Annotated in this window: 14 protein-coding genes; 7 read left to right on the top strand and 7 right to left on the bottom strand. The window is 60.8% G+C overall.

Annotated elements, in window-relative coordinates; all coding sequences use genetic code 11:
• Positions 1 to 50: 50 nt before the first annotated feature.
• Both V8J38_RS15245 and V8J38_RS15250 read right to left on the bottom strand, forming a co-directional pair.
• Positions 51 to 2,621 (bottom strand): hypothetical protein, encoded by a 2,571-nt coding sequence (locus V8J38_RS15245; protein WP_338576896.1) that lies wholly within the window; start codon positions 2,619 to 2,621, stop codon positions 51 to 53.
• Positions 2,618 to 3,691 (bottom strand): hypothetical protein, encoded by a 1,074-nt coding sequence (locus tag V8J38_RS15250; RefSeq protein ID WP_338576899.1) that lies wholly within the window; start codon positions 3,689 to 3,691, stop codon positions 2,618 to 2,620. The genes V8J38_RS15245 and V8J38_RS15250 overlap by 4 nt, the downstream gene beginning before the upstream one ends.
• A 128-nt stretch (positions 3,692 to 3,819) precedes the next feature.
• Here V8J38_RS15250 and V8J38_RS15255 point away from each other — a divergent pair, with 128 nt between their 5' ends.
• Genes V8J38_RS15255 through V8J38_RS15265 form a run of 3 tightly spaced genes read left to right on the top strand, consistent with a single transcriptional unit; the run spans position 3,820 to position 7,921 of the window.
• Positions 3,820 to 5,439: an AMP-binding protein gene (locus V8J38_RS15255; protein ID WP_291783248.1), complete on the top strand. Its 1,620-nt coding sequence runs from the start codon at positions 3,820 to 3,822 to the stop codon at positions 5,437 to 5,439.
• Complete coding sequence (locus tag V8J38_RS15260; protein WP_291783252.1) at positions 5,436 to 5,684, top strand: acyl carrier protein; 249 nt, start codon at positions 5,436 to 5,438, stop codon at positions 5,682 to 5,684. The genes V8J38_RS15255 and V8J38_RS15260 overlap by 4 nt, the downstream gene beginning before the upstream one ends.
• Positions 5,681 to 7,921 carry an SDR family oxidoreductase gene (locus V8J38_RS15265; RefSeq protein WP_291783255.1) on the top strand — a complete coding sequence of 747 codons (2,241 nt, stop codon included), beginning with the start codon at positions 5,681 to 5,683 and terminating at the stop codon, positions 7,919 to 7,921. The genes V8J38_RS15260 and V8J38_RS15265 overlap by 4 nt, the downstream gene beginning before the upstream one ends.
• A gap of 13 nt (positions 7,922 to 7,934) precedes the next feature.
• Here V8J38_RS15265 and V8J38_RS15270 read toward each other — a convergent pair whose 3' ends face one another.
• The 4 genes from V8J38_RS15270 to V8J38_RS15285 are packed head-to-tail and all read right to left on the bottom strand — an operon-like array spanning position 7,935 to position 12,737.
• Entirely contained in the window at positions 7,935 to 9,050 is a 1,116-nt protein-coding gene (locus V8J38_RS15270) for a class I SAM-dependent methyltransferase (protein WP_338576904.1), read from the bottom strand.
• Positions 9,051 to 9,094: 44 nt separating this feature from the next.
• A complete protein-coding gene (locus V8J38_RS15275; RefSeq protein ID WP_291783261.1) occupies positions 9,095 to 10,009 on the bottom strand; it encodes a Gfo/Idh/MocA family oxidoreductase in 915 nt (304 codons plus the stop codon).
• Positions 10,006 to 10,719, bottom strand: coding sequence for a cytidylyltransferase domain-containing protein (locus V8J38_RS15280; RefSeq protein ID WP_291783264.1), 714 nt, complete (start codon positions 10,717 to 10,719; stop codon positions 10,006 to 10,008). Before V8J38_RS15280 ends, V8J38_RS15275 begins: the two co-directional genes overlap by 4 nt.
• A gap of 47 nt (positions 10,720 to 10,766) precedes the next feature.
• On the bottom strand, positions 10,767 to 12,737 hold the full coding sequence (locus V8J38_RS15285) for a hypothetical protein (protein ID WP_338576909.1): 1,971 nt from the start codon (positions 12,735 to 12,737) through the stop codon (positions 10,767 to 10,769).
• A 68-nt stretch (positions 12,738 to 12,805) separates the two neighbouring features.
• On the opposite strand from V8J38_RS15285, the gene V8J38_RS15290 reads away from it, so the two are divergent.
• The 3 genes from V8J38_RS15290 to V8J38_RS15300 are packed head-to-tail and all read left to right on the top strand — an operon-like array spanning position 12,806 to position 18,026.
• The gene (locus tag V8J38_RS15290) at positions 12,806 to 14,962 is read left to right on the top strand and encodes a hypothetical protein (RefSeq protein ID WP_338576911.1); all 2,157 of its coding nucleotides are present in this window, start codon (positions 12,806 to 12,808) and stop codon (positions 14,960 to 14,962) included.
• The gene (locus V8J38_RS15295; protein ID WP_338576913.1) at positions 14,959 to 16,986 is read left to right on the top strand and encodes a hypothetical protein; all 2,028 of its coding nucleotides are present in this window, start codon (positions 14,959 to 14,961) and stop codon (positions 16,984 to 16,986) included. Before V8J38_RS15290 ends, V8J38_RS15295 begins: the two co-directional genes overlap by 4 nt.
• Entirely contained in the window at positions 16,983 to 18,026 is a 1,044-nt protein-coding gene (locus V8J38_RS15300; protein WP_338576916.1) for an ABC transporter permease, read from the top strand. Before V8J38_RS15295 ends, V8J38_RS15300 begins: the two co-directional genes overlap by 4 nt.
• A 5-nt stretch (positions 18,027 to 18,031) precedes the next feature.
• Here the strand turns inward: V8J38_RS15300 and V8J38_RS15305 are convergent, their stop codons facing one another.
• A complete protein-coding gene (locus V8J38_RS15305; RefSeq protein WP_291783278.1) occupies positions 18,032 to 18,997 on the bottom strand; it encodes a hypothetical protein in 966 nt (321 codons plus the stop codon).
• Between the two features lie 161 nt (positions 18,998 to 19,158).
• Between V8J38_RS15305 and V8J38_RS15310 the strand changes: the two genes are divergently transcribed.
• Positions 19,159 to 20,154 (top strand): SDR family NAD(P)-dependent oxidoreductase, encoded by a 996-nt coding sequence (locus V8J38_RS15310; RefSeq protein ID WP_338576920.1) that lies wholly within the window; start codon positions 19,159 to 19,161, stop codon positions 20,152 to 20,154.

Here is a 20,154-nt window from a genome sequence, read left to right on the forward strand (position 1 = left end):
GGATTCCGCCCTCTGCCAGCCGGAATCCTGCGCAGCCGGAAGCGGGCGGTTCAAGCGACGTATCGCAAGCCTTCGCCCGTGCTAGAGCCCCTGAGCCAGGACATCTGTTTGTCGATGAGGGCCCGGGTCACCAAGCTTTGGAGCGCCCAACGCAGCGCGGCCCTTCTTGGTCCGCGGGTAAGAGGCGCCACAGCTTCGCACGCAGCGATCTGCGCCATCTGGGCCGCCCATCGTCCATCGAAATCGAGATGGCTGGTCCAGGGAGAATCGCCTTCGTCTCTTGTTCGGCTTCCCAGGCCAGCGATGAAATACTCGTAGCTGGCCGTCACATGCGCCTGTCGACGCAACCCGAGTGTCGTCTTGGTCGGTTCCTGGCCGTCGAGCGCAAAGCGCAGGCGCGCCACGCGCGCGGCAGACGCCCCGACCCCCACGAAAGAAGGAGTGGCTCGCTGACAAACCATCAGTGCCAGAACATCGTCTAGTCTGTCGATTCCGAGGCCGATCAACGGCGACGTCTGAGACGCGGGCGCAGAACGAAGCGCCTGATCGAAAGCCTGAAGATGTTCGCGTAACGACTGAGCGAGCGCGGCGTCTTGCAAAGCGGGAGCGAGCGGTATCCCACAGACATCTGCGGAAGCCTTGATCGAAGCGGCCGCCAGGGCCGCCGCCTTGTAGACGACCGAACCTCGACTTGCCTTGGCTTGACCCCAGCTCAACTCGGTCAAGCTGTGGTCGGCCAGGCCCGGCAGGGCCGCCAGCCAGCGTCCTGTCGATTCATCCGTCACCATGATGTCTGCGGACTTCGACGGAGCTGAATCCGAAACATGCGCACGCGCGAGGCGGAAGAAGACGCCGCCTTTGTAACTGTCCGTGCTGCCAGCCAAGGTGATCCGCTTATTAGAGCGCCCCTTGATCGCCAGAAGCAGAGCCGCCGCGCAGGCCCGATCTCCCTGTTCTGCGCCACGCTCAATCAAAGAAGGGACGAGCTTGGAATCGCCGCATCGTGAGATGATGAGCCCGAGCTTGTCGATCTGGCGATCCACGGATCCTACGACCTTGTTGGCCGCGACGAGATCTTCGAGCGCGAGTTCAGTGGCGATCGGCGTATCATGAAGCGCTGCCGCAGCAGCCATCCAGACGAGATCGGCACGATCAACGACACGCAGTCGACGTAACGTCGGCCCAAGCATCGCATTCGCTTCGGCCGTCCGTCCTGCACGGATAAGCCAGCGCATGTCTCGAGCCAGACCAGCCGGATCATAGATTTCCGGCGGACGCTTGCCGCGGCCAGGCGGGTCCATGAGGAAGGTCGGCCGATCATGGCCGCTGTCCTTGAGGTAACGGCCAGCACCCTGCGCCTTGTCAGCAGCCTGAGGGCTCCAGAAATCGACGATGGCGTCGAACTCTATCGTCTTCTTGGATTGCGACCCCAGGATGACAGGTTGATCCTGATGCTCCAGTAATAGGGTCGCCTGGCGAAGTCGCAGCACCTGCCCCTCTTCGCTGATCAGCCCGTTTCGGTTGATCTGCGCGAGCAGAGTTTCCGTTTCCTCTGCTTCGACAAGATAGGCGTCGCCAAAAGGCAGCGCAGCCAAGGCGGCGCGACGGCCGCGAAGCGCATCAACCTGTTCGCTCCACTCGCTCAGCAGGCCAGCGAAGAAGACCGCTCTCTCGGACTGCAGGTTTTCGTACCGCTCCAACATAGGCGACAGGATGGACAGGGTCTTGTCGGCCTGGGCCTCGGCCGCGGTCAGGATCTTGAGCAAGCCTTCCGTTTGGACTGTGATCGTCATCGCGTCGGCGTCGGCCGAAAGCAGCCGCAACTTCTTAACGGCGAGCTGCATCTGCGTAGCGGGGTTGTTAAGGCCCGCGCTGGTACGTTTGCCGAGGATAGGTTTGCCTGTCGATCCTCCGCCGAATGCGGGTCGATCATGGGCTTCAACCAGCCGCTCGATCTGCCGCAACAAGGCCCTCTGCCCTACATCGTTGAACACGCCCTGGTCGAACAACCGCGTGACCGTCGGCTGTGACAGAAGCAACGCCTCCAACCGGGAGTTGGTTAGAGTCGATCCAGGAACCCGCAGCCGCCGAAGTTGATCGAGATCTGAACGCCACCCTTCCACGAGCGATACGAGGAAGCGCCCACGCTCGGAGTCCATATCCGTGAACCGGCTGCTGAAAGGTTCGACCTTAGCCAGCAGGAGTTCGGTACGGACATTGACCATATCGAGCATGCGCTCCACACGAGCAACCACGGCGTTCGCCGCGAGAGAGGTAGCCGGATCACCTTCATTTTCCAGCAAGATAGCGGCTTCGCCGATCTCGGCGGCCAGCATCGCCACTAGGGACAAGTCTTGGCGGGGTCCGTGCTCCATTCGAAACGCAGCCAACGCTTCGCCCGCTTGAGACAGAGTAGAGATATCCACCACCGGCAGATCGAGAGAGGCCCCCGCCACACTAAGGCGATCCGCTTCAGCCGTGCGTCCGCTGATGCGAAGGGCATGATCCAGAACAGCCCGATGGCCCGCCAGCGTGAGCTCGATCCCAGAGGTCGAGGCGCTGACGGCCTGAGACTGAAGGAAGGCGAGCCATTCCGGCATCGAAAGCTTTTGGGGCGTCACTTTGCCGGCTCCGCATCTACCCCGGATACAGCTGAAACAAGAGAACCCGACCGAAGGAATCTTCCGTAGAGCACCAAAACGCCGGCAGCCAGCGCGCTGAGGCTTAGGGAACGCTGACGTCGCGGAACGGGGCGCCTGTCGTCGGTCAGCCCCCAGCCCGCGTAGAACGGCCCGCCCAGGGTGGTGACGGGCACGCCTCCCAACAAGGCGTGGAAGCCCAGATTGGCGGAGGCGACGTAGACGCGGCTTGCGCGCGTCAAAAGTTCCGGCACGGCTTCGGGCGGCGCCACGGTGCCGAGTTTTTCCAGTTCCTCGCGATGTTTGACCAGTGCCCCGCCCAAGGGGCACACTTGGACGAGCACGATTTCACTGCGAGGGTTCTCGTCCTTGGCCATCTCGACCAACGCCTTAACGTCGGGATGAGTAGCACCGGCGAACAGAGCGGGCGGATCTGATCGATGTTGGCAGACAACCACGACGGGCCCGCTCAGAGCGCTTTTGGGAAATCGGGTGCGGATCAAGGTCGTCGTGGCGGCCAGAAGCTCAGGGTGATCAATGAAGGGAAACCCGTTCAAAATCGTCTCGAGATCGCTTGCCCGACGTGAATTGCAATACAACCCCGTCCAATCCAGCACATAGCCGCTCAGATGTTCCGCCTCATTGATGAGGTCGATCGGCGCACGATCCACATACAGCACCGGATGGTCTTTGATCCCTCGAGATTGAAGTTTGGCGAGTTGCGGCCCAGCCGCGACGCCCCAAGCCAGGATTGCCGTCCCCGGGTGCCGGACCAACTCGTCATACATTCGACCCGTCTTGACCCGCTTGGCGACAAAGAGCTTCCTAAACTCGGGGAAGGCGCGATCAATGGCGTCGTGTTCCTCGCGCGGCGCGCCGAGAACCAGCGCGCGCCATGGCGCTGCGGCGCCGGCGGCGGCGCCAAAGCGCATGCCCCCGTCCATGAAGGAGAGCAGATGCGTCCGCCGCCCAACCGCGCGTAACGTGGGATTACGAGCCAGAAAATCACCAATTGCGACGATCTTCTTCCTTGCCGCCAACAATCGCGTCATACCCGCTCTTTGCTCAGACCAACTCGAAACCACTAGTTATGATGCCCCGCAAAGCGCAAGCTACATTTTCAGAATCTCTGTGCGGTCAAAGATGTATCGCTTGGCCGTTTCGCTGGGCCCGCGCCTAAATGTTTCTGGGACACGTTGAACGTCACGCGCGTGAGCGAGCCGCTCAAGTCGCCTTACGCTGGAGCCAGACAGGAGCTGAACTAACATACAGCGAACTGTGGGCGAGAACGGGCGAACGAGCTCAGCGCCTCGCCACCCTCGGCTTGGAGGGCGCGCCGCTTCTAATCTTCGGCGCGAATAATCCCGATGCGGTAATCAGCTTCATTGCGGCGATGCGCGCCGGATTTGCTCCCTCCTTCATGCCGCTGCCTGCGGCGCGCTTCGACGATCAGGCTTTCTGGAGCGGTCACGCAGCCCTGTTCGCCCACTTGGGCCAAGGCGCAGTGCTTGCCCCCCAAATCGCCGTGGATGCTATTCGCCTAGAATGCCCAACCATTGGCCTGACGCTTATAGCGAGCGAGGAAATCGATGGTTTGGCTGCATCGCCCTTGCCGGCACGTCCTCCAGCCTCGGCTGTCGCACTTCTGCAACACAGCTCAGGCACAACCGGTGTGAAGAAGGGCGTGCCGCTTAGCTACCGCGCCATTGATGTTCAGCTACGGGCTTATGCGGAAGCCGTCGAATTCGACTCCGATAGCATCATAGCCTCCTGGCTGCCTCTCTACCACGACATGGGCCTGATCGCCTGCCTGCTCCTGCCGCTGACCTTCGGCGCAGAGGTCGACTTCATTGATCCGTTTTATTGGACAGCCCACCCACAGTCCCTGTTCGAGGTCGTCGAGCAACGCCGCGCCACCCATGTCTGGCTGCCCAATTTCGCCTTTCGACACCTCGAACGCGCCGTTCGCCGCACTGATCGCATCTGGGCGCTCGGCAGCGTCAAGGCGTGGGTCAACTGCTCCGAACCTTGCAAGCCCGAAACCTTTGCCGCCTTCCTGGCGCGTTATGCCGATCACGGCGTGACCGCGAGTAGCCTGACGTGCTGCTACGCCATGGCGGAAACCGTCTTCGCGGTAACGCAAAGTCCTCCTGGAACACCCGTTACGATCCAGCATGTCGCGGCGATCGGGTTCGGCGAAATCGGTGAAGCCGTCGTGCCGTGCTCGCCCAGCGAAGCCGCCGTCTCCATTCTCGGCTGCGGTCGCACCATCCCCGGCTGCCGGGTTCGCATTCGCGACGCTGGCGGCCAGGATAGAATCTACGGAGAAATTGAAGTCGCGGCCGAGTTCCTGTTCGACGGCTATTTCCAGGCGGCTGAACGAACGGCCATGGCCCTGCAAGACGGCTGGTATCGGACAGGGGACATCGGCTTCATCGATTCCGCCGAACTCTTCGTCTGCGGCCGGCTCGACGACCGGATCATCGTCGGCGGCCGCAATCTGTATGCCCACCAGATCGAGCAACTGATCGCGGGCGTGCCTGGCGTAGCACCGGGGCGGGTCGCCGCCATAGGCGTCTATCATCCCGATTCCGGCAGCGAGCGGCTCATCATCGCAGCCGAGATTTCAGGCGAGTCCGAAGCCATATCAAAGATGATCATCCAGACCCTGAACACCAGCCTGGGTTTGCGTCCCGCCGACGTTCGACTTTTCTCCGATCGTCGAATAATCAAGACCACCAGCGGGAAAGTCGACCGCAAGCGAAACCGCGAACGCTATCTGTCAGGAGGTTTCGCATGACTATGAACGACAGCATTATGGAGCGTTTGGCGGATGTCATCACCGACCATTTCAGCTGCCCCGAAAAAACAATCGGCCGCTCAACAAACGCGAACGACATCGTCGGCTGGGATTCCCTAGCGCACACCATGGTGCTGATGCGGGTCGAAGACGTATTCGCCATCGAACTGCCGATGGAGCACGCTTTCACTGTCCTGAACGTGGGCGAATTGGCCGACTTGGTCCAGGCCCAGTTGTCGGCATGATCGCGGGCGTCGTGGAAGGCAGCGAGCGTCCCATCATTGCGTGCTTGGGAAACTGCCAAAGCGGGGCCATACGCGCCTTCCTGATGACCGTGCCTGAGATCAGCCGCGACCACGATGTCGTCCTAGTCTACCAGCCGACCAAGTCCTTCGAAGCGCTGCGTCCACGAGTGCGGGCCGTGATCCAGCAGGTCACGCACGGCTGGGACGATTTCCGTCTCACCAAGGACGATCTTCCGCCTGACGCGGTCATGATCCGCTACCCCGCGATGCTGCAGAATTATCTGTGGCCGCAGATTCCCTTCCAGAAGCGGCGTATCGCTGGGGATTCAGCGACGAAGACGAAGCTGTTTCCCTACACGATATGCGACGATCTGGTACTTCGCTTGGTGGGAGATGGCGTTTCCAAGGATCAGTTGCTCGAGAGCTATTTCGCCGTCGACATTCTAAAAAAGTACCCCCTAGATCGCCTCCAAGCGATTAATGCCGCCAAGGCGCGACAGCTCGACGACATGTCGGATTTCCGTCTGTGGGACCAGATGGAGACTGGCGGGCCCACGATGCGCACCGCCAACCACCCCGGTGGGAGGCTGATGGCCCATGTGCTGGAGCAAATCGTCGAGCGCCTGCCTCTGGAAGATCGCGACTACGCCCTGAAGCTGGCGCGGGCGCGGGCCGATGGAATCGGCATCCAGAATCTGGATGCCCCCATTCATCCGGCTATCGCGGCTCACTTCGGACTGGACTGGGCCAAGGACCGGCGCTGGTCCTTCTGGCATGAAGGCGACTTCACCTTCGAGCAGCATCTGCTTCGGCTGTACGACTACAGCCACAACACCACCTACTGGGCGGCACGTGAAGCCCTCAAGCGCAAGGAAGACGCGACGGCCCTTCTGGCGCAGGCGGTTGAAGAACTGCCTGAAAGCGTCGAGGTGCTGAAAGCCTACATCGCAGAACTTTCACGGGCCAAGAGGCCAGCCGAAGTCGCGGAGGCGACGAGGCGGCTTCACAATCTCTCCCCCACCCCAAGCCACGCCGTCAGACTTGCCGGCGCCCTGAGGCGGGTGGGGGAAAACGAGGAAGCCAATCGCCTTCTCAGCGCGCTCGATTCTACCGATCCCAACATCCTCATGGCTCTGGCCCAGGGCCTGGCCGAAGGCGCGCCCCAACGCATCGAGATCGAGCACAAGGCCGCCAAAGCGGACCCGGACAATCTTCAGGTGCTTCTGGCCCAGGCCAAGATCCACGAAGACAAGGGCGAACTGGCGCAGGCCTTGGCCACGCTCGACCGTGCCGCCTACGTCAGCAACTGGGCCGCAAGCGTGAGAAAGCGCCAAGACATCCTAAAGGCGCGCATGACCACGGTCGCCGAGAATGCGCTCTCAACCGCCCCACCAGCAAGACATGAGGCTCCCGCGATGACATCCGCTCCCAGCCCGGCGATGAAGACCGTTCAGCAACTCGGAGATTTGACGGGCCGCGTCTGTGTCGTCACGGGCGGCGCCGGCCATATCGGACGCGCCATCGCCGAAGCCTATCTGGAAAGCGGCGCTGCGGTTGTGTTGCTCGACCGCGCATTGGACGGCGCCGCCGACCTACTGGCCAATAGCGCCTGGGCCGGACGCCTGTCGGTCCAGTCCTGCGACCTGTCTGACGACACCAGCATCCATGCATCGGCACAAGAGATTCTCAAACGACATCCGACCGTCGATGTGCTGGTTCACAATGCAGGTTTTGTCGGCACTTCGGCCTCGGACGGCTGGGTGACGCCCTTCGAGACCCAGTCGCCGGCCCTCTTCCGGGCGGCGACCGAGATTAATCTCGTGGCCCCATTCGTCCTGACGCAGGCATTGCTGCCGGGCCTGCAGCGCTCGGCAGCAGCCTCAGTCATCAATGTGGGTTCGATCTATGGTTTGGTGGGGCCCGACTGGGGGCTCTATGAGGGCACGGCCTCAGGCAATCCGGCCGGCTACGCCGCCTCGAAGGGCGGACTGATGCAACTGACCCGTTGGATGGCGACCAGCCTTGGGCCACGCATTCGGGTCAACGCTCTGTGCCCTGGCGGCGTGGAACGCGGCCAAGACGAACGGTTTCAGTCACGCTATGTCGCCAAGACTCCCTTGGCACGCATGGCCACGCCTGAGGATTTCAAAGGTGTGGCCCTGTTTCTGGGATCAGATTTGTCCGCTTATGTCACCGGCCAGGTGCTCGCCGTGGACGGAGGGTGGACAGCCTGGTGATCGCTGCGTGGGATCAAGCTTTCGGCTTGCGGAAGATGAACTCGCCCTCGGGATTGAACGCCGTACCTTCCGGGATCGGCAGACGCTCGAAATCAGCAAACATTTCATCGACCCAGGAACGAGGAATGGGCGCGAAAACGCGACGCAATCCTGCATCCTTGATCATCACGCCGAGCCGGCGCGGCGACAGGAGTTCGGCCGTCAGCAGGTTGAAATAGACTAGGCCTCCGGGCCTGCAGACGCGGATCATCTCGTTAAAATAGCTGACCAGCTTCATCGGCGGAACAAAGTAGAAAACCCCGCTCGAGAAGACCAGGTCCATGCTCCCGTCGGCGACCCCGGTCAGGGTCTCGCCATCACACGGGAGAGACTTGAGGCCGAGTTCGATCTCCATCTGGCGCGCAAGATCGGGGTCGATCTCAAAATTATAGAACTCTTCCGGCGCGAAACGATCCGTAATCGACAGCGTAGAACCGCCCCATGCGGCCCCGATCTCACAAACCCTCTTGGGCGGACCGTCGATGAAGATCGAATCCGGCAGGACGATATCCATGTGAGTCCGCGCTTCGCGATAGCGAGGCGACTCCGCATCGATCATCGGCTTGCCGGAGCGAACAGCCCGTAGAACATCCGTCTTACCTCTCAAGAAGAAGGTCGCCGTGTTCTTGGTCGGAAGATGGAAGAAGGTGCCCCGGGACATTTCAAATGCAAAGAGGGTCTTGAGAACGGCGAGTTGAACGGACTGCTCCTGCAGATCGACCTTGTCGCCTAGGCTGGCCTGCGTGCTCGCCGGTAGTCGAATGTGGCCTGAGTTATAGAGGCGAAGCAGAGACAGTTCGTCCAGATTTCCGGGAATGCCCAGCTTCTGAAGCGCAGTCACAAAGATTTCCATGACGTCCGGGGAATCGGGCGCGTCCAAAGCCAGAAGCGGGAGTACGTCCCGCCAGCGGTTCCGGCTTTTCAACGTCAGGACATGAGCATCATAAGCCTCGCGATCTGTTTCGCGTAGGGCGATCAGGGCGGTCAGCGTCTCGGAAGACAAGGGGCCCCGGCCGAGGTCGATTACGGAAGCCTCGGCATTTTTGTCAACGGCCGGCCTGGATGGTCCGGCGCTCTCTTCTTCGGTCATGAACAACGCGCCCCCAGGCATTGCGATTGATAAAAAGATACGGGTTAAGGGCGCACGAGAACTTCTGCTCCCCCGGGCTCGGCCTCAACCCCTGAGATCAGCGTCCTGATTACCAGCAAGGTATCCTCGGGATCGATCATCGGCTTACCCGTTCGTACCAAATCTACGAAGTTGATGATCGTCCGACGGAACGCCGTAAAGTTATCACGTATCTTCACCTCGGCATTACCGATTGTTCCAAATACCTGCAAGGAAAAGGGTGTCGGCGTCGCACCCAAGGCGTCGATTAGCAAAAGACTATGGTCTTCCAACCGAACGGCGACACTGCCGTGTGCGACCGCGTGTCGCTGCACCGCAACAGGCCGCACACCGAGAGCCCCCATGGCGCACTCCAGCATGTGAACCCCATACCGGGGCCAGTCGACAGGAACGGAAGCCCGGATCAGCCGCAGTTCACCAAACTGTTCCGGCGCCTGTCTCCAGCCGTCCGTTTCGCCAGCGTATCTGAGCCCTGAAGTGGACATCAGCTGTCCGGACCGCAGATAGGGCTCAAACAGGTCAAGCTCATCCCGGCGAACACACAGAGGTTTGTCGATGAAGACCGGCAGCCCGGCCTTGAGGAAGGGCTCAGCAAGCAACCAATGACTGTCGGCGTCATCCCGCAGGATCATGACAGCATCGACGGCGCCGATCATTTCCTCGGGCGTTTCGCAAACCGCGTCGATCTGACAGGCCAGAGCCAAGGCTTGAGCCATCTTGAGATCCGGCATCCAGCACCGGGTGACGCGTACGTCGCCGACGCCGAACTCGTCCGCCTTCCGCGCGCGCAGATAGGCGTGAATGCCGTCCCAGCCGACGCGAGCGAAGGCTGCATCGTCATAGCCGTTGACGATCGCACCGAACGAAAAGGGGTGACCATTGCCCTCAGAGAAACCGAGGATACCGAGCCGCAACGTCATCCCAACGGCACCTTGCCCGCAGCGAGCAGGGCATTAGCGACGGCGAAGTCCTGTGCGTCATCGATATCGAAGGAACGTTCACGATCCATCATGACGGCGCCGGTCCGTCCGAACAGAATTGAGGGCGTATGGGATTTCAGCGCATCAATCACGAAGGCGTACACCGCGCCGTTCAACTGATAGGCGCGCGGCAGAGCCTGCCGTGGAAGCCAGGGAATAGCGCCTTCGATAAACGGCGTTGGCGCGCCGTTGCCATCCAGGCGCCAAGCTCGGTGCGGATTTAGATGCGCATCCATGAAGGTTGCGATGGAATCCAGTCCTTCAGCGTGAAGACGCCGGAGGCATTCGGTCACGTCACGCGGCAATCGGAACGGGGCCGTGCACTCGAGCAAGGTCAAGTAACGCGCCGTCTCTCCCTGCGCGCGCAACTCCCCGATCAGGTGACGCAGAACATCGGCGACGATAGCAGTATCAGACGCTAGTTCTTCGGGGCGCCAGGATACTTCCGCCCCGAGCTTCTCCGCCAGATCCGCGATCATCTCGTGGTCAGTGGACACTATCACGCGATCGATCTCCGGGGTAGCGAGCGCTACCTCGATCGGCCATTGCAGCAAGGGCTTGCCGCCTAGGTCATGCAGGTTTTTGAGCTTGACGCTCTTGGACCCCCCGCGCGCGGGGATAACGGCGATGCACCGTTCAGAACCGATCATTTTCTCGATCTCAGATTTCGAGGAGGAAGGAAGAGCCGGCCGTAGACCTACTCGATGACTTCATAATCCAGAGTAGCAGCTAGGGTGTCGTCATATAAATTCCGAGCGCGGACCCATGCGATATTTTCCGGTTCGCCGCCATTGCCCCGAACCTTGGGGTTGACAATTGCTCGCCTCACGACCTCTGCCGCACGTTCAGCGGATCTGCCGTCTTGAAGGTAGTACTTCTCGTTATTGCGTGGCTCTACTAGCCCTATGGCCACCTCCCGGGCCAAGGTCTCAGCATCCCGGCATTCGATGGCGACACCCAGCTTGACGAGGTCGTAAGGCAGCGGCTCGGTCAACGGATTGATGGCGAAGACCGGCTTGCCGAGTGCAAACGCCTCCAACCCCGCGGTGCTACAATAGGTTACGACGGCATCCGAAACCTTGAGCAGGGGATAGGTGCTCGAGGACCGATCGATCCGAACGTTCAATACACCCATTTCGTCGATAACGTTCTGGTACAGGTCATAGAAGGCCTGATGTTCACGCGGGTGGGGCTTGATCAGCCACAGCGCGTCCCCTCCCATCACCTTGGCGGCTTGCACCAGCGTGCGAATGATGGGCTCAAGCATCGCCAGTGCGATCGGCTGGGACATGAAGGAGATAATCTTGCGGTGCGCCGGCAAGTCCATCTCCTTGCGCATCCGCTTTTCCGACTTGGCCTTCAACGGCGCGAGATGGTGGTCCAGTCGCGGCGAGCCGACCACATAGGTCTGCTCAGGTGGATAGCCGTGATACCCGTTCAATACCTCGGCGCTGAACTCGTCGATCGCGATCAGATTTTCGGCAGTAGGTGCGAAGAATTTCTTGGTCGGGCTTATGGTGCCTGACTGAAGGTCGAACGTCGGTCGCCCCAACATCTTCAGCGTTTCACAGGCGACCAGTGATTCTAAAATGCGTCCGGGGCAGAAGATACCACCAACAAAAAGATCTCCGTTTTCTTCTATAAAAGCGCTCATCTCGAACGCTGACATGTACGTGAGAATGAAGCTGTTCATCATCATCTCAAGAACTGCTTCTCGAGAGGCCAACTTCAGCGGCGTCATATCCGTGCTAAACAATTCCTCAGTGTATGACATCGTATGCTGATACGCCTGGACCAAAACGTGATCCGGAGGAAGCCGGAACTTTGTTATGCCACGATTAATCTTTCTCCATGCCCAGAAAATCTTGGATTCCGCGTCGTCGATGCCGTAACTCTCGAAGCTCCACCAAGGATCATCGACGTAAATCTGCTGATCGTAGAGGAAAACATTAAAATCTTTCGTGAGCTCGCGCACGACAGGCATGACCGCCGAAACGAACATGTCGTCACGCAGTCTGCTTGAAATAAAGATCGTCTGCTCGCCGATCCAAAGATCCTTATGGGCCTGAATCTGACTGGAAGGATATCGCCCCGCCAGTCGAGGCACGCGCACCAGTGCCTCCATGGCCGCAGTCTCTTCAGTCTCGGCGACCTTGTGATCCTCAAGGTGGCCGGTCACGATCGTGGCCGAAAGGCCTCGCGCCAGAAAGCCCGCACGGATCACCCACGCTCGGCGCGGCGATCGTTCGGCAATAAAGACCTCCTCCACCGCGTCATCGATGAACTGGTTGGAATAGGTCAGGGCTCGACAGGCCGAGTATAGGTGATCGCCGACGTTGATGGCGATCGCCCTTTGCAAATGCGGCCGCCAGACTGAGCGGTCATCTCCAACGAGGTCAGTCATCTTTCTGGCGAAGACGTCCACCATTTGCGCCGCCAGCCGACGCGTCTCTTCGTAGATGGGCGGATCATTGACGGAATCTAGACTGGTGTAATTCGTGACCTCCACATCCGGGTATCGTTCCTTGGCGATGTCCAGGAATTCGCCGCGTTCCAGCGTGTTGACGACGTAGAAGCGCGCCCTGCGCATCTGGTCGTCCGTCAACGAATCGATCAGCCGACGAAAATCAATGTTCGGCCCAACCCAAAAGAACAATGAAACTTTCATTCGGTCCTGCACTGCCATTGAAGACAATCTCTAGACCATTTTGCGGGCGCCATGTAAGTGGCTTTGGCATGGGCGACACTAAGCACAGGCCGGATAAAAAAATGCAGGCCAAGGCTTCGATTTCCTCAGAAAAATCCACAGCCTTGGGGTTGCTCTTCTCTGCCGACGAAGCAGCAGCCAAGGCCTTCCTCGACCGGTGCGAGGCTGAAGGGCTGACTGGAATCCTGGTCAGAGCTAGCTACGAAGTCCGCATGCCCGCGAAACTGGCTGGCGCGACCGTCCGCCAGCCCATGGACTATCTTTCACCAGAGGCTTGCGACGCGCTTCACGAAAAGGTCCTGGCTTGGCAAGAGAAGTTGCCGTCCGTTCGTCTCGGGTCCGGCGTGCGCCTTGCGGATTGGAGCGCCGGTGACAATCATCCCGCGCCTCTTTGGGCATGGATCGCTACTCTGACCCCCTATGTGCAGGTCACGATGAGGGCCGTGCTGCTGTTTGCCGCAATCGCAGATCAGGAAAAGCCGGCAGCGTTTGACTGCCTAGGCGTCTCAGGCGACGCAGCTTGGCTTGCTCCCCTGGCCGTCAAGGTCTTCGAGCAGGCGAACATCGAACCCCGTTTCTGGGGACAGCCGCCCGCCCGTCCGGCCCGCGTACTGCCGTGGCCGCGAATTCGTACGCCCAAGATCGACTATCGCCCCGTTCGCCGCCGTGCTTCCTACCTACGGGTTATCGCGGCGCTGGAGGCCCACGAACGGCAGGCCCGTAGCCTCGGCCTCGGCGGCTTCAAGGGCCACGCCGTCCTGATCATGCGCGGCGCCAAGGGCGTCGAATGGCTTGTCAGTCCTCAAACGGGACGCCCCGCCTTCCTCGACGAGTATAGCGAAGGTCTGCCCGAGGCTCTGGCCCAAGCGTGTCGAGATCGCCATTGGCGGTTGACGATCATCTACGAGGGGCCCAAGCCAGTCGCGGATGGCTATCGTTCCCTGGCCGAGACTCATCCGTCGTTCATCTCCGAACTAGCGGGACCGACCTTTGGCGGACTGGCCTCTCAACTTCGCGTACCGGCCCGCGAACAATATGAACCGGCAGTCGCCCGGCTGATCGCTGATCGTGCGTTCCGCAAGGCGTTCGTCTTCGACGGCGTCGATATGTTCGATCAGTTCTCGGATTATCTAGCGCGCTCTATCCTGAATCTGTCGGTGCTCATGACGTCGCAGTCGGAGACCTGGGAAAAAACCTTCGAGATCCTCAAGCCGAACCTGGTTCTCGGCGGGCGATTGGAAGCGAAACCCTGGATCAATCTGGCGGCGTCGCGAACAGGGGCTCGAACGGTCTCGATCAAACTGGGTATCGGAGACGAGATGACGCCGTCCATTCTGGCGCGTCGTCCCGATGGGTCACACGAGACGGAATCCCAGCCCGACGCCCTAGCCGTATGGGGTGAGCACCAGGTCGAACATCTTCGCCGGCGAGCACCGACTTATGGCGGCGACATCAAAGCCCTGGGCCGGACCCGATCCGACACCTTCGTGCGAGCGACGAACGCCCTAGATCACGCGCGCATTCGTGAAAAGCTGGGCCTAGCTCCAAGCAGCCCTGTCATCGTCTGGGCGGCGACCTGCAGAACCCGATGGGGCCTGTGGCCCAACCAAACCGCCGGTAGCGCGGTGCTATCGCCGGATTCCTGGGAAACGGCCTTCAAGGCCCTGGTCAAGCTCGCCGTACGCCGAGACGCCCAGATCGTGGTGCGCCCACACCCCGTTGACGACATGGCCTTCATCGCCGATCAGATCAAGCGACACGGGAAAGGCAGAGCTATTTTCTCAGCCGGTCGTCAGGGTACGCCCAACATCGAACTTCTGTCCGTTTCCGACATCCTAGTTTCCGGCGTGTCTTCGATGTTCGCCGAAGCGATCCTGTCGAACTGCGTCGCCGTCAACCTATGGTCGCCTGAAATCAGCCTCATCTACGAAACCTCTCGTTTTGATCACTATTCGGAAATTTCGGAAGCGGTCAGATCCGCCCGCGAGATGGAACAGCGGATCGACGCCTTGCTAGACAGCCCCGAAAACTATGCGGCGGCGCTTGAGCGCGCGCGCGCCAACTTGCCGAGATACTTCGGCGGGATCGAGGGCGACAACGCCTCGAACACAGCTGTCTGGGCCTTGGAAACAACGCCGATCAAGGCGCCCCAGGAAACCGAGCCCGCCGCCGAGGCGCTCGCATGACGCATGCGGAATCTTCCGCCGGCAGTGAAGACAAGGCCGACGCCTGCATAAGGCGGATCATAAATTGTCCCGTCGCCTCCACTCTTCGGACACGGCGCCGTCGTCTGACCGATATCTTGTTCGTCCCGCGTCTGCCGTCCGGTTCGCGAAAACTGCGATCAGGCCGCCAAACGGTCGAAACCTTCCTTGCAACCTCAGGCCCTGGCCTTTGCGTGATCGGTCCGAACGTCGATGCTGATGTGGCCGCCTGGTTTCCTGAGGACCGATCGAACGGCCTGCTTGATTTCTCAGGCCTCGGCCTGGGCGCGCCCAGCCAAGATCCGCGCCGCCGATCTCTCAATGAAACCTGGTACACAACCGCCAAGGCCGGAGCTGAACTTGCACTGGACGTCATGCAGACGGCGGCGCCGCCGCCTTGGAATGCCCTGATCCGCACCCACCGCAACGCCCTAATGCTCAGGCTCAAGCCGGAACTCGCCCTGAGACTGCGTCGGCTGGAGATCGCGGATGACGCCGCCCGGACCAGGGATGCACGCGTTGTCCATCTGATCGAGGGCGACGACCCCCTTGACGACCTGGAGGCGCACTTTCATGCCTCCGGGATTGCAGTCACGCACGACCTGGGCCCGACCGACAGACGGGGAGCCGCCCGTTTTGTCGCCAGAAGAGACAGTCCGGCCGATGTTCGCGCCGAGGACGCCTGGGCCGCATTTGCTGCAGTGGTGGAAGAGTGGAAACCTGGACGGCTCGACGTCGGCGACAAAGCTGTGATCGTGGGCGACTTGCGCCGGAAGATTGAATTTCGACACAGTCAGACCGTACGGGCGCTACTGGCCGCTGCTGCCGCCCACGGATCGGTTCTGATCCAACCCTTCACGCGGCGCACCAGCAACGTCGTCCGAGCGACCGGCGTGGCCGCCTCATTGGGTTCCACAACGATCCTTGTCCGCCAACCGCAATCCTCGCGACCCCGCACTCCGCTGGCCGGGATCCGCACCCTGCTGCTGAGGCAGATCGACCAAGCTCTGGAATCCGAGTTTACGACGGGCCAGCGAGCCGCAATTCTTGAGGGGTGCGGAGCATTCGTGGCGTCGAGTCTTGCGCCAAGCCTGGCCTTGACGTCAGAACTCAGCCGTCAATTTGCGCGGCGACCTCCTCGCTTCGTCGCCTCAGCTCCCCTTGGCTCGCCTTTCGGAGGGCTGATCGTATCGGCCGCACGCGCGGCCGAGGTGCCCACTGTCGAGTTACAAACCCTAATGATCGGCACCTCGGACCGCGATCCCGTTCCCGTGGCAGAACGGGTCGGCGTTCTGGACGACTCGCAACGCAATATCTTCCAGACGCGCTTCGGCGTTGCGCCCGAGCAATTCATCCTCGCTGGTCACGTCGATATCGGTCAGCTTCATGGCCGCGCTGTCCGCGCCGCGTCACCCCGCAGCGTCATATTCGCCTCCCAGCCGTTGGATGACGTCTCGACCGCCGCTCTCGAAATGACGGTCGCCGCCTGCAGCGTTCTTGGCGACATCACCCTATCGGTGTCGCCCCATCCTGATGAAACAGCCTCCGACATTTCAAAGTCTCGCGCCATCCTCGAGCGCTGGCCCCATGTCGCCAGTAAGATTCTACCTGCCGGTGGGACGCATTCGGCATTAATGGATCATGCCGTGCTGTGCACAGTCGTCAGCAACGTCGCCATGCGGGCGGCCCAGCACGGGATGCCGGTCCTGATCATAAATCCGGGGATCGATGTGCCTGTCGATTTTGCCCGCTTGGGCATCGCGCTAACAGCCCGATCAACAGAAGACGCTCAGAGAATTCTTAGCGATTTTTTTGCACAGGGTCCTAGACTGCAGAGACTGAAGGCGACACGAGAGGCCTATTTCCAGCAGAACCCCCAGTTACTGGATCATGGCGCGGCGGATCGGGTCATCGCCGCTATGGCGCCGGAGGACCCCTACTGGCGCGGAAAGGCGCTCGGGCAGTTTGCGCGGAGTGAGACGCTCTGGATGGGGGTATCGGCATGAGTGAATACGACACCGTTCGACGCGCCGTTGAAGCGTCGGGAGCCAGAACCGGCAAGGAACGCGCCGTCGTCTATCAAGGTTTGCGCACGCAGCGACGCACCAGCTTGCGCAAGCTGCCGTCTCGCGTCGCCGCTAGCGCCAAGAACACCGTCCGCAGCCTCAACGACGCGATCCGTTCCTATGAGCTGGACCTGGTAGCGGGCAGGGTCCGCGACTGGTCCGAAAAGCTTCCTGCGGCGCAGATCGACCCCTCGCTTGATACAGTGACAAACGCAGCGCCGCCTGCACCTCCACTGAGTCGACTGCGGACTCTGGCGCCTCTGACGTTGCGGACGCTATTGCTGCTGCGTCGCGCAGGCCCCGCTGCATCCGTCTGGATCGTGATCGAGCCCTTGATGCAGATCGGCATCATCCTGGCTATCTATCTCGCGCTTGGCTACACTAACATCGTCGACATGGACCCCCTGCCATTCGCCGTCGTCGGCACCTCGGCCTGGTTCATGTTCCGCATGACCTACATCCGCTGCGCCGTCGGCCCCGTGGACGAGTCCCTGATCCTGATCCCGCGCATCCGAGCCGTCGATATTCTGGCTTGCCGCGCCCTCGCCTATGGTGTGATCTACACTCTTGCTGGCATTGCGATCCTGACGTTCCTAGGTCTGCTTGGCTTGGGCGCCCCAGTCGAGCGGCCAGTGGATGTGTTCTTCACGTGGTGCGTTATCTTGGTGATGGCGTTCTCGTTCGGGCTTATCCTGCGCACCATGTGCGCCTATGTCCCGGTGCTGCAACGCGGCGTGCCTTGGACAGCCCGCCTTCTGATCTACTCGTCCGGCGTTCTATTCGTTACCGAACAACTGCCGGACTTTATAGCCAAACCTATGTTGCTGAACCCGCTGCTAAACGCCCTGCAGCACCTCCGCTCAGCCTATTTCACGACCTATGAGAGCCACGACGTTTCCCTAGCCTATGCAACCCTCAGCAGCATGGCCATGTTGACGTTGGGCCTAATCCTCTACGCCGCCAATCGCCGTAAGGTCTGAGCTCGTCAGGTGATGGGCAACCTGCCCTGCACCATCAAGCCCGCGCGAGCGAACGCTGGTTCCAGGGCGTCAAACAGGGCGTTATGGGCGATGGCGCTAACCGCCAGATCCGGCAAGCCGCAATCCTGGCCCGCCAACAGTTTTTCGACCACCTCGGCAGTCAATTCGCTCTGATAGACCGGCCGCACCACGTCGATGATCTTTCCGCATTCATCCGACATGACCCCGGTCGCCTCAACAATGGTCAGGGTCGTATCGCCGAACTCCAGCTGAATCTCGGTCTGCTCGGGAGCATCCACCTCCACGATCAGGGTCAGGCTAGAACCGGCTGGCGTCCCGTAAGATGAGACTCCGAAGGCCTCATAATACCCTTCGCGCTTAGCCGGGAACGGGGCGGAAATGTGCGAATCCGTCAGCCGGACCTCCGCCTCGCCCGCCAGCATCTGAAGCAGATCTATGAAGTGAACCCCGTTGCAAGCCAAACCGATATTGCTTCCGCGAACGGTCATCCGCACTGGCGTGCCGGCCAGTCGAATCCGCTCGGCCAGCGCGCGGTAACGTGGCCATAGCCGTCGAGGACAGTTCACCACCCCCTCCACGCCGGCCGTTTCCAGACGAGAAGCCACGTGGGTGAACGATTCTCGCGCGTTGAAGGCGACCTTCTCGATCATCATCGCTCCAACCTTCCGGTCAGATAGGACCGTCTCGATCAAGGCCTCACGTCCGTCCGCCGGCGTAGCCAGAATCACAACCCGCGCGTCGCCGCCCAAGCCAGACAAGCTCTCGGCGAAGCGCCCCTCCGAGTCCGCGTACTCGGCCCATTGGCTCCTTGCCCGTTCCAACGCGGCGTCTGACGAATCCATGCCGTCCAACGCAATCTGCGTCGATAACGGCTCCAATCCCTGCAGGTGCCTGAACCCGATATTGCCCAGCCCGATCAGGAGCGCTGCGGGTTTGAACTCGTTCTGCATTCAAGGCCTACTGGAAAGACAACTCTAAGCAACTAGGTTTTCAATCTCCCGAACGCAACGCAGATTTCAATCTAATGTGGGTATGATTTTGCGCCGCGAATGATAAATGACCTCGAACTATGGGATCGGCGTCACAGCCGGAAAATTTCCTGGAGATCTTAATGGGTAAGAAAATCGCCGTCACCGGTGCTGACGGTTTCATCGGTTCGCATTTGACGGAGGCGCTCGTCCGCGCCGGACACGAAGTGCGCGCCATGACCCTTTACAACTCGTTCAACTCCGACGGCTGGCTGGACAACTGCGCGCCCGACGTGGCCGGCCAGTTCGAGACGATTTCCGGCGACGTGCGTGACCTGTCGACCTGCATGCAGGCGATCCAGGGTTGCGACATGGTCTTCCATTTGGCCGCCTTGATCGCCATTCCCTACTCCTACGCAGCACCGCGCTCCTACGTCGAAACCAACGTTATCGGCACCTTGAATGTGCTTGAAGCCGCCCGCGCCAACGGCTCGCGTATGCTCCACACCTCGACGTCCGAAGTATACGGGACGGCCCAATCCGTTCCGATCCATGAGAGCCATCCGCTGGAGGCCCAGTCGCCGTATGCGGCGTCCAAGGTCGGGGCTGACCAGATGGCGCTCTCCTTTCATCGCTCATTCGACATGGACTTGTTCGTCTGCCGGCCGTTCAACACTTATGGCCCGCGCCAGTCCGCTCGCGCCGTCATCCCCACAATCATCAGCCAAGCGATCGCCAACAACGGCCACATCCAGTTGGGCGCTCTGACGCCAACCCGTGACTTCAACTTCGTGAAGGACACCGTCGCAGGCATGATCGCCTGCATCGAACGCGCGCCGGCCGGATCGACAATCAACCTGGGTTCCGATTACGAAATCTCGATCGGCGAACTGGCGACCGAGATTTGCAAACTGGTAGGGGTCGAGCCCAATGTTCAACTCGACCCTGCCCGCGTTCGCCCCAGCGGCAGCGAGGTCGAACGTCTGTGGGCTGACAATTCCCGCGCTCGAGAACTGTTGAACTGGACTCCTGGCTATGGCGGCGTCGAAGGCTTGCGCCGCGGCCTGTCGGAAACCATCGAATGGTTCACCAACCCGGAGAACCTCAAGCTGTACAAGACGGGGCGTTACAACGTCTGA

The sequence above is a fragment of the Brevundimonas olei genome (assembly GCF_037055245.1).
Classification (GTDB): domain Bacteria; phylum Pseudomonadota; class Alphaproteobacteria; order Caulobacterales; family Caulobacteraceae; genus Brevundimonas; species Brevundimonas olei.

Excerpts from the sequence above, each read along its gene's own strand:
- V8J38_RS15265 (WP_291783255.1), top strand. The coding sequence starts at position 5,681 with ATGATCGCGGGCGTCGTGGAAGGCAGCGAGCGTCCCATCATTGCGTGC.
- V8J38_RS15255 (WP_291783248.1), top strand. The coding sequence starts at position 3,820 with ATGTTTCTGGGACACGTTGAACGTCACGCGCGTGAGCGAGCCGCTCAA.
- V8J38_RS15300 (WP_338576916.1), top strand. The coding sequence starts at position 16,983 with ATGAGTGAATACGACACCGTTCGACGCGCCGTTGAAGCGTCGGGAGCC.
- V8J38_RS15270 (WP_338576904.1), bottom strand. The coding sequence starts at position 9,050 with ATGACCGAAGAAGAGAGCGCCGGACCATCCAGGCCGGCCGTTGACAAA.
- V8J38_RS15295 (WP_338576913.1), top strand. The coding sequence starts at position 14,959 with ATGACGCATGCGGAATCTTCCGCCGGCAGTGAAGACAAGGCCGACGCC.
- V8J38_RS15250 (WP_338576899.1), bottom strand. The coding sequence starts at position 3,691 with ATGACGCGATTGTTGGCGGCAAGGAAGAAGATCGTCGCAATTGGTGAT.
- V8J38_RS15260 (WP_291783252.1), top strand. The coding sequence starts at position 5,436 with ATGACTATGAACGACAGCATTATGGAGCGTTTGGCGGATGTCATCACC.
- V8J38_RS15285 (WP_338576909.1), bottom strand. The coding sequence starts at position 12,737 with ATGAAAGTTTCATTGTTCTTTTGGGTTGGGCCGAACATTGATTTTCGT.
- V8J38_RS15275 (WP_291783261.1), bottom strand. The coding sequence starts at position 10,009 with ATGACGTTGCGGCTCGGTATCCTCGGTTTCTCTGAGGGCAATGGTCAC.
- V8J38_RS15280 (WP_291783264.1), bottom strand. The coding sequence starts at position 10,719 with ATGATCGGTTCTGAACGGTGCATCGCCGTTATCCCCGCGCGCGGGGGG.
- V8J38_RS15310 (WP_338576920.1), top strand. The coding sequence starts at position 19,159 with ATGGGTAAGAAAATCGCCGTCACCGGTGCTGACGGTTTCATCGGTTCG.
- V8J38_RS15305 (WP_291783278.1), bottom strand. The coding sequence starts at position 18,997 with ATGCAGAACGAGTTCAAACCCGCAGCGCTCCTGATCGGGCTGGGCAAT.
- V8J38_RS15290 (WP_338576911.1), top strand. The coding sequence starts at position 12,806 with ATGGGCGACACTAAGCACAGGCCGGATAAAAAAATGCAGGCCAAGGCT.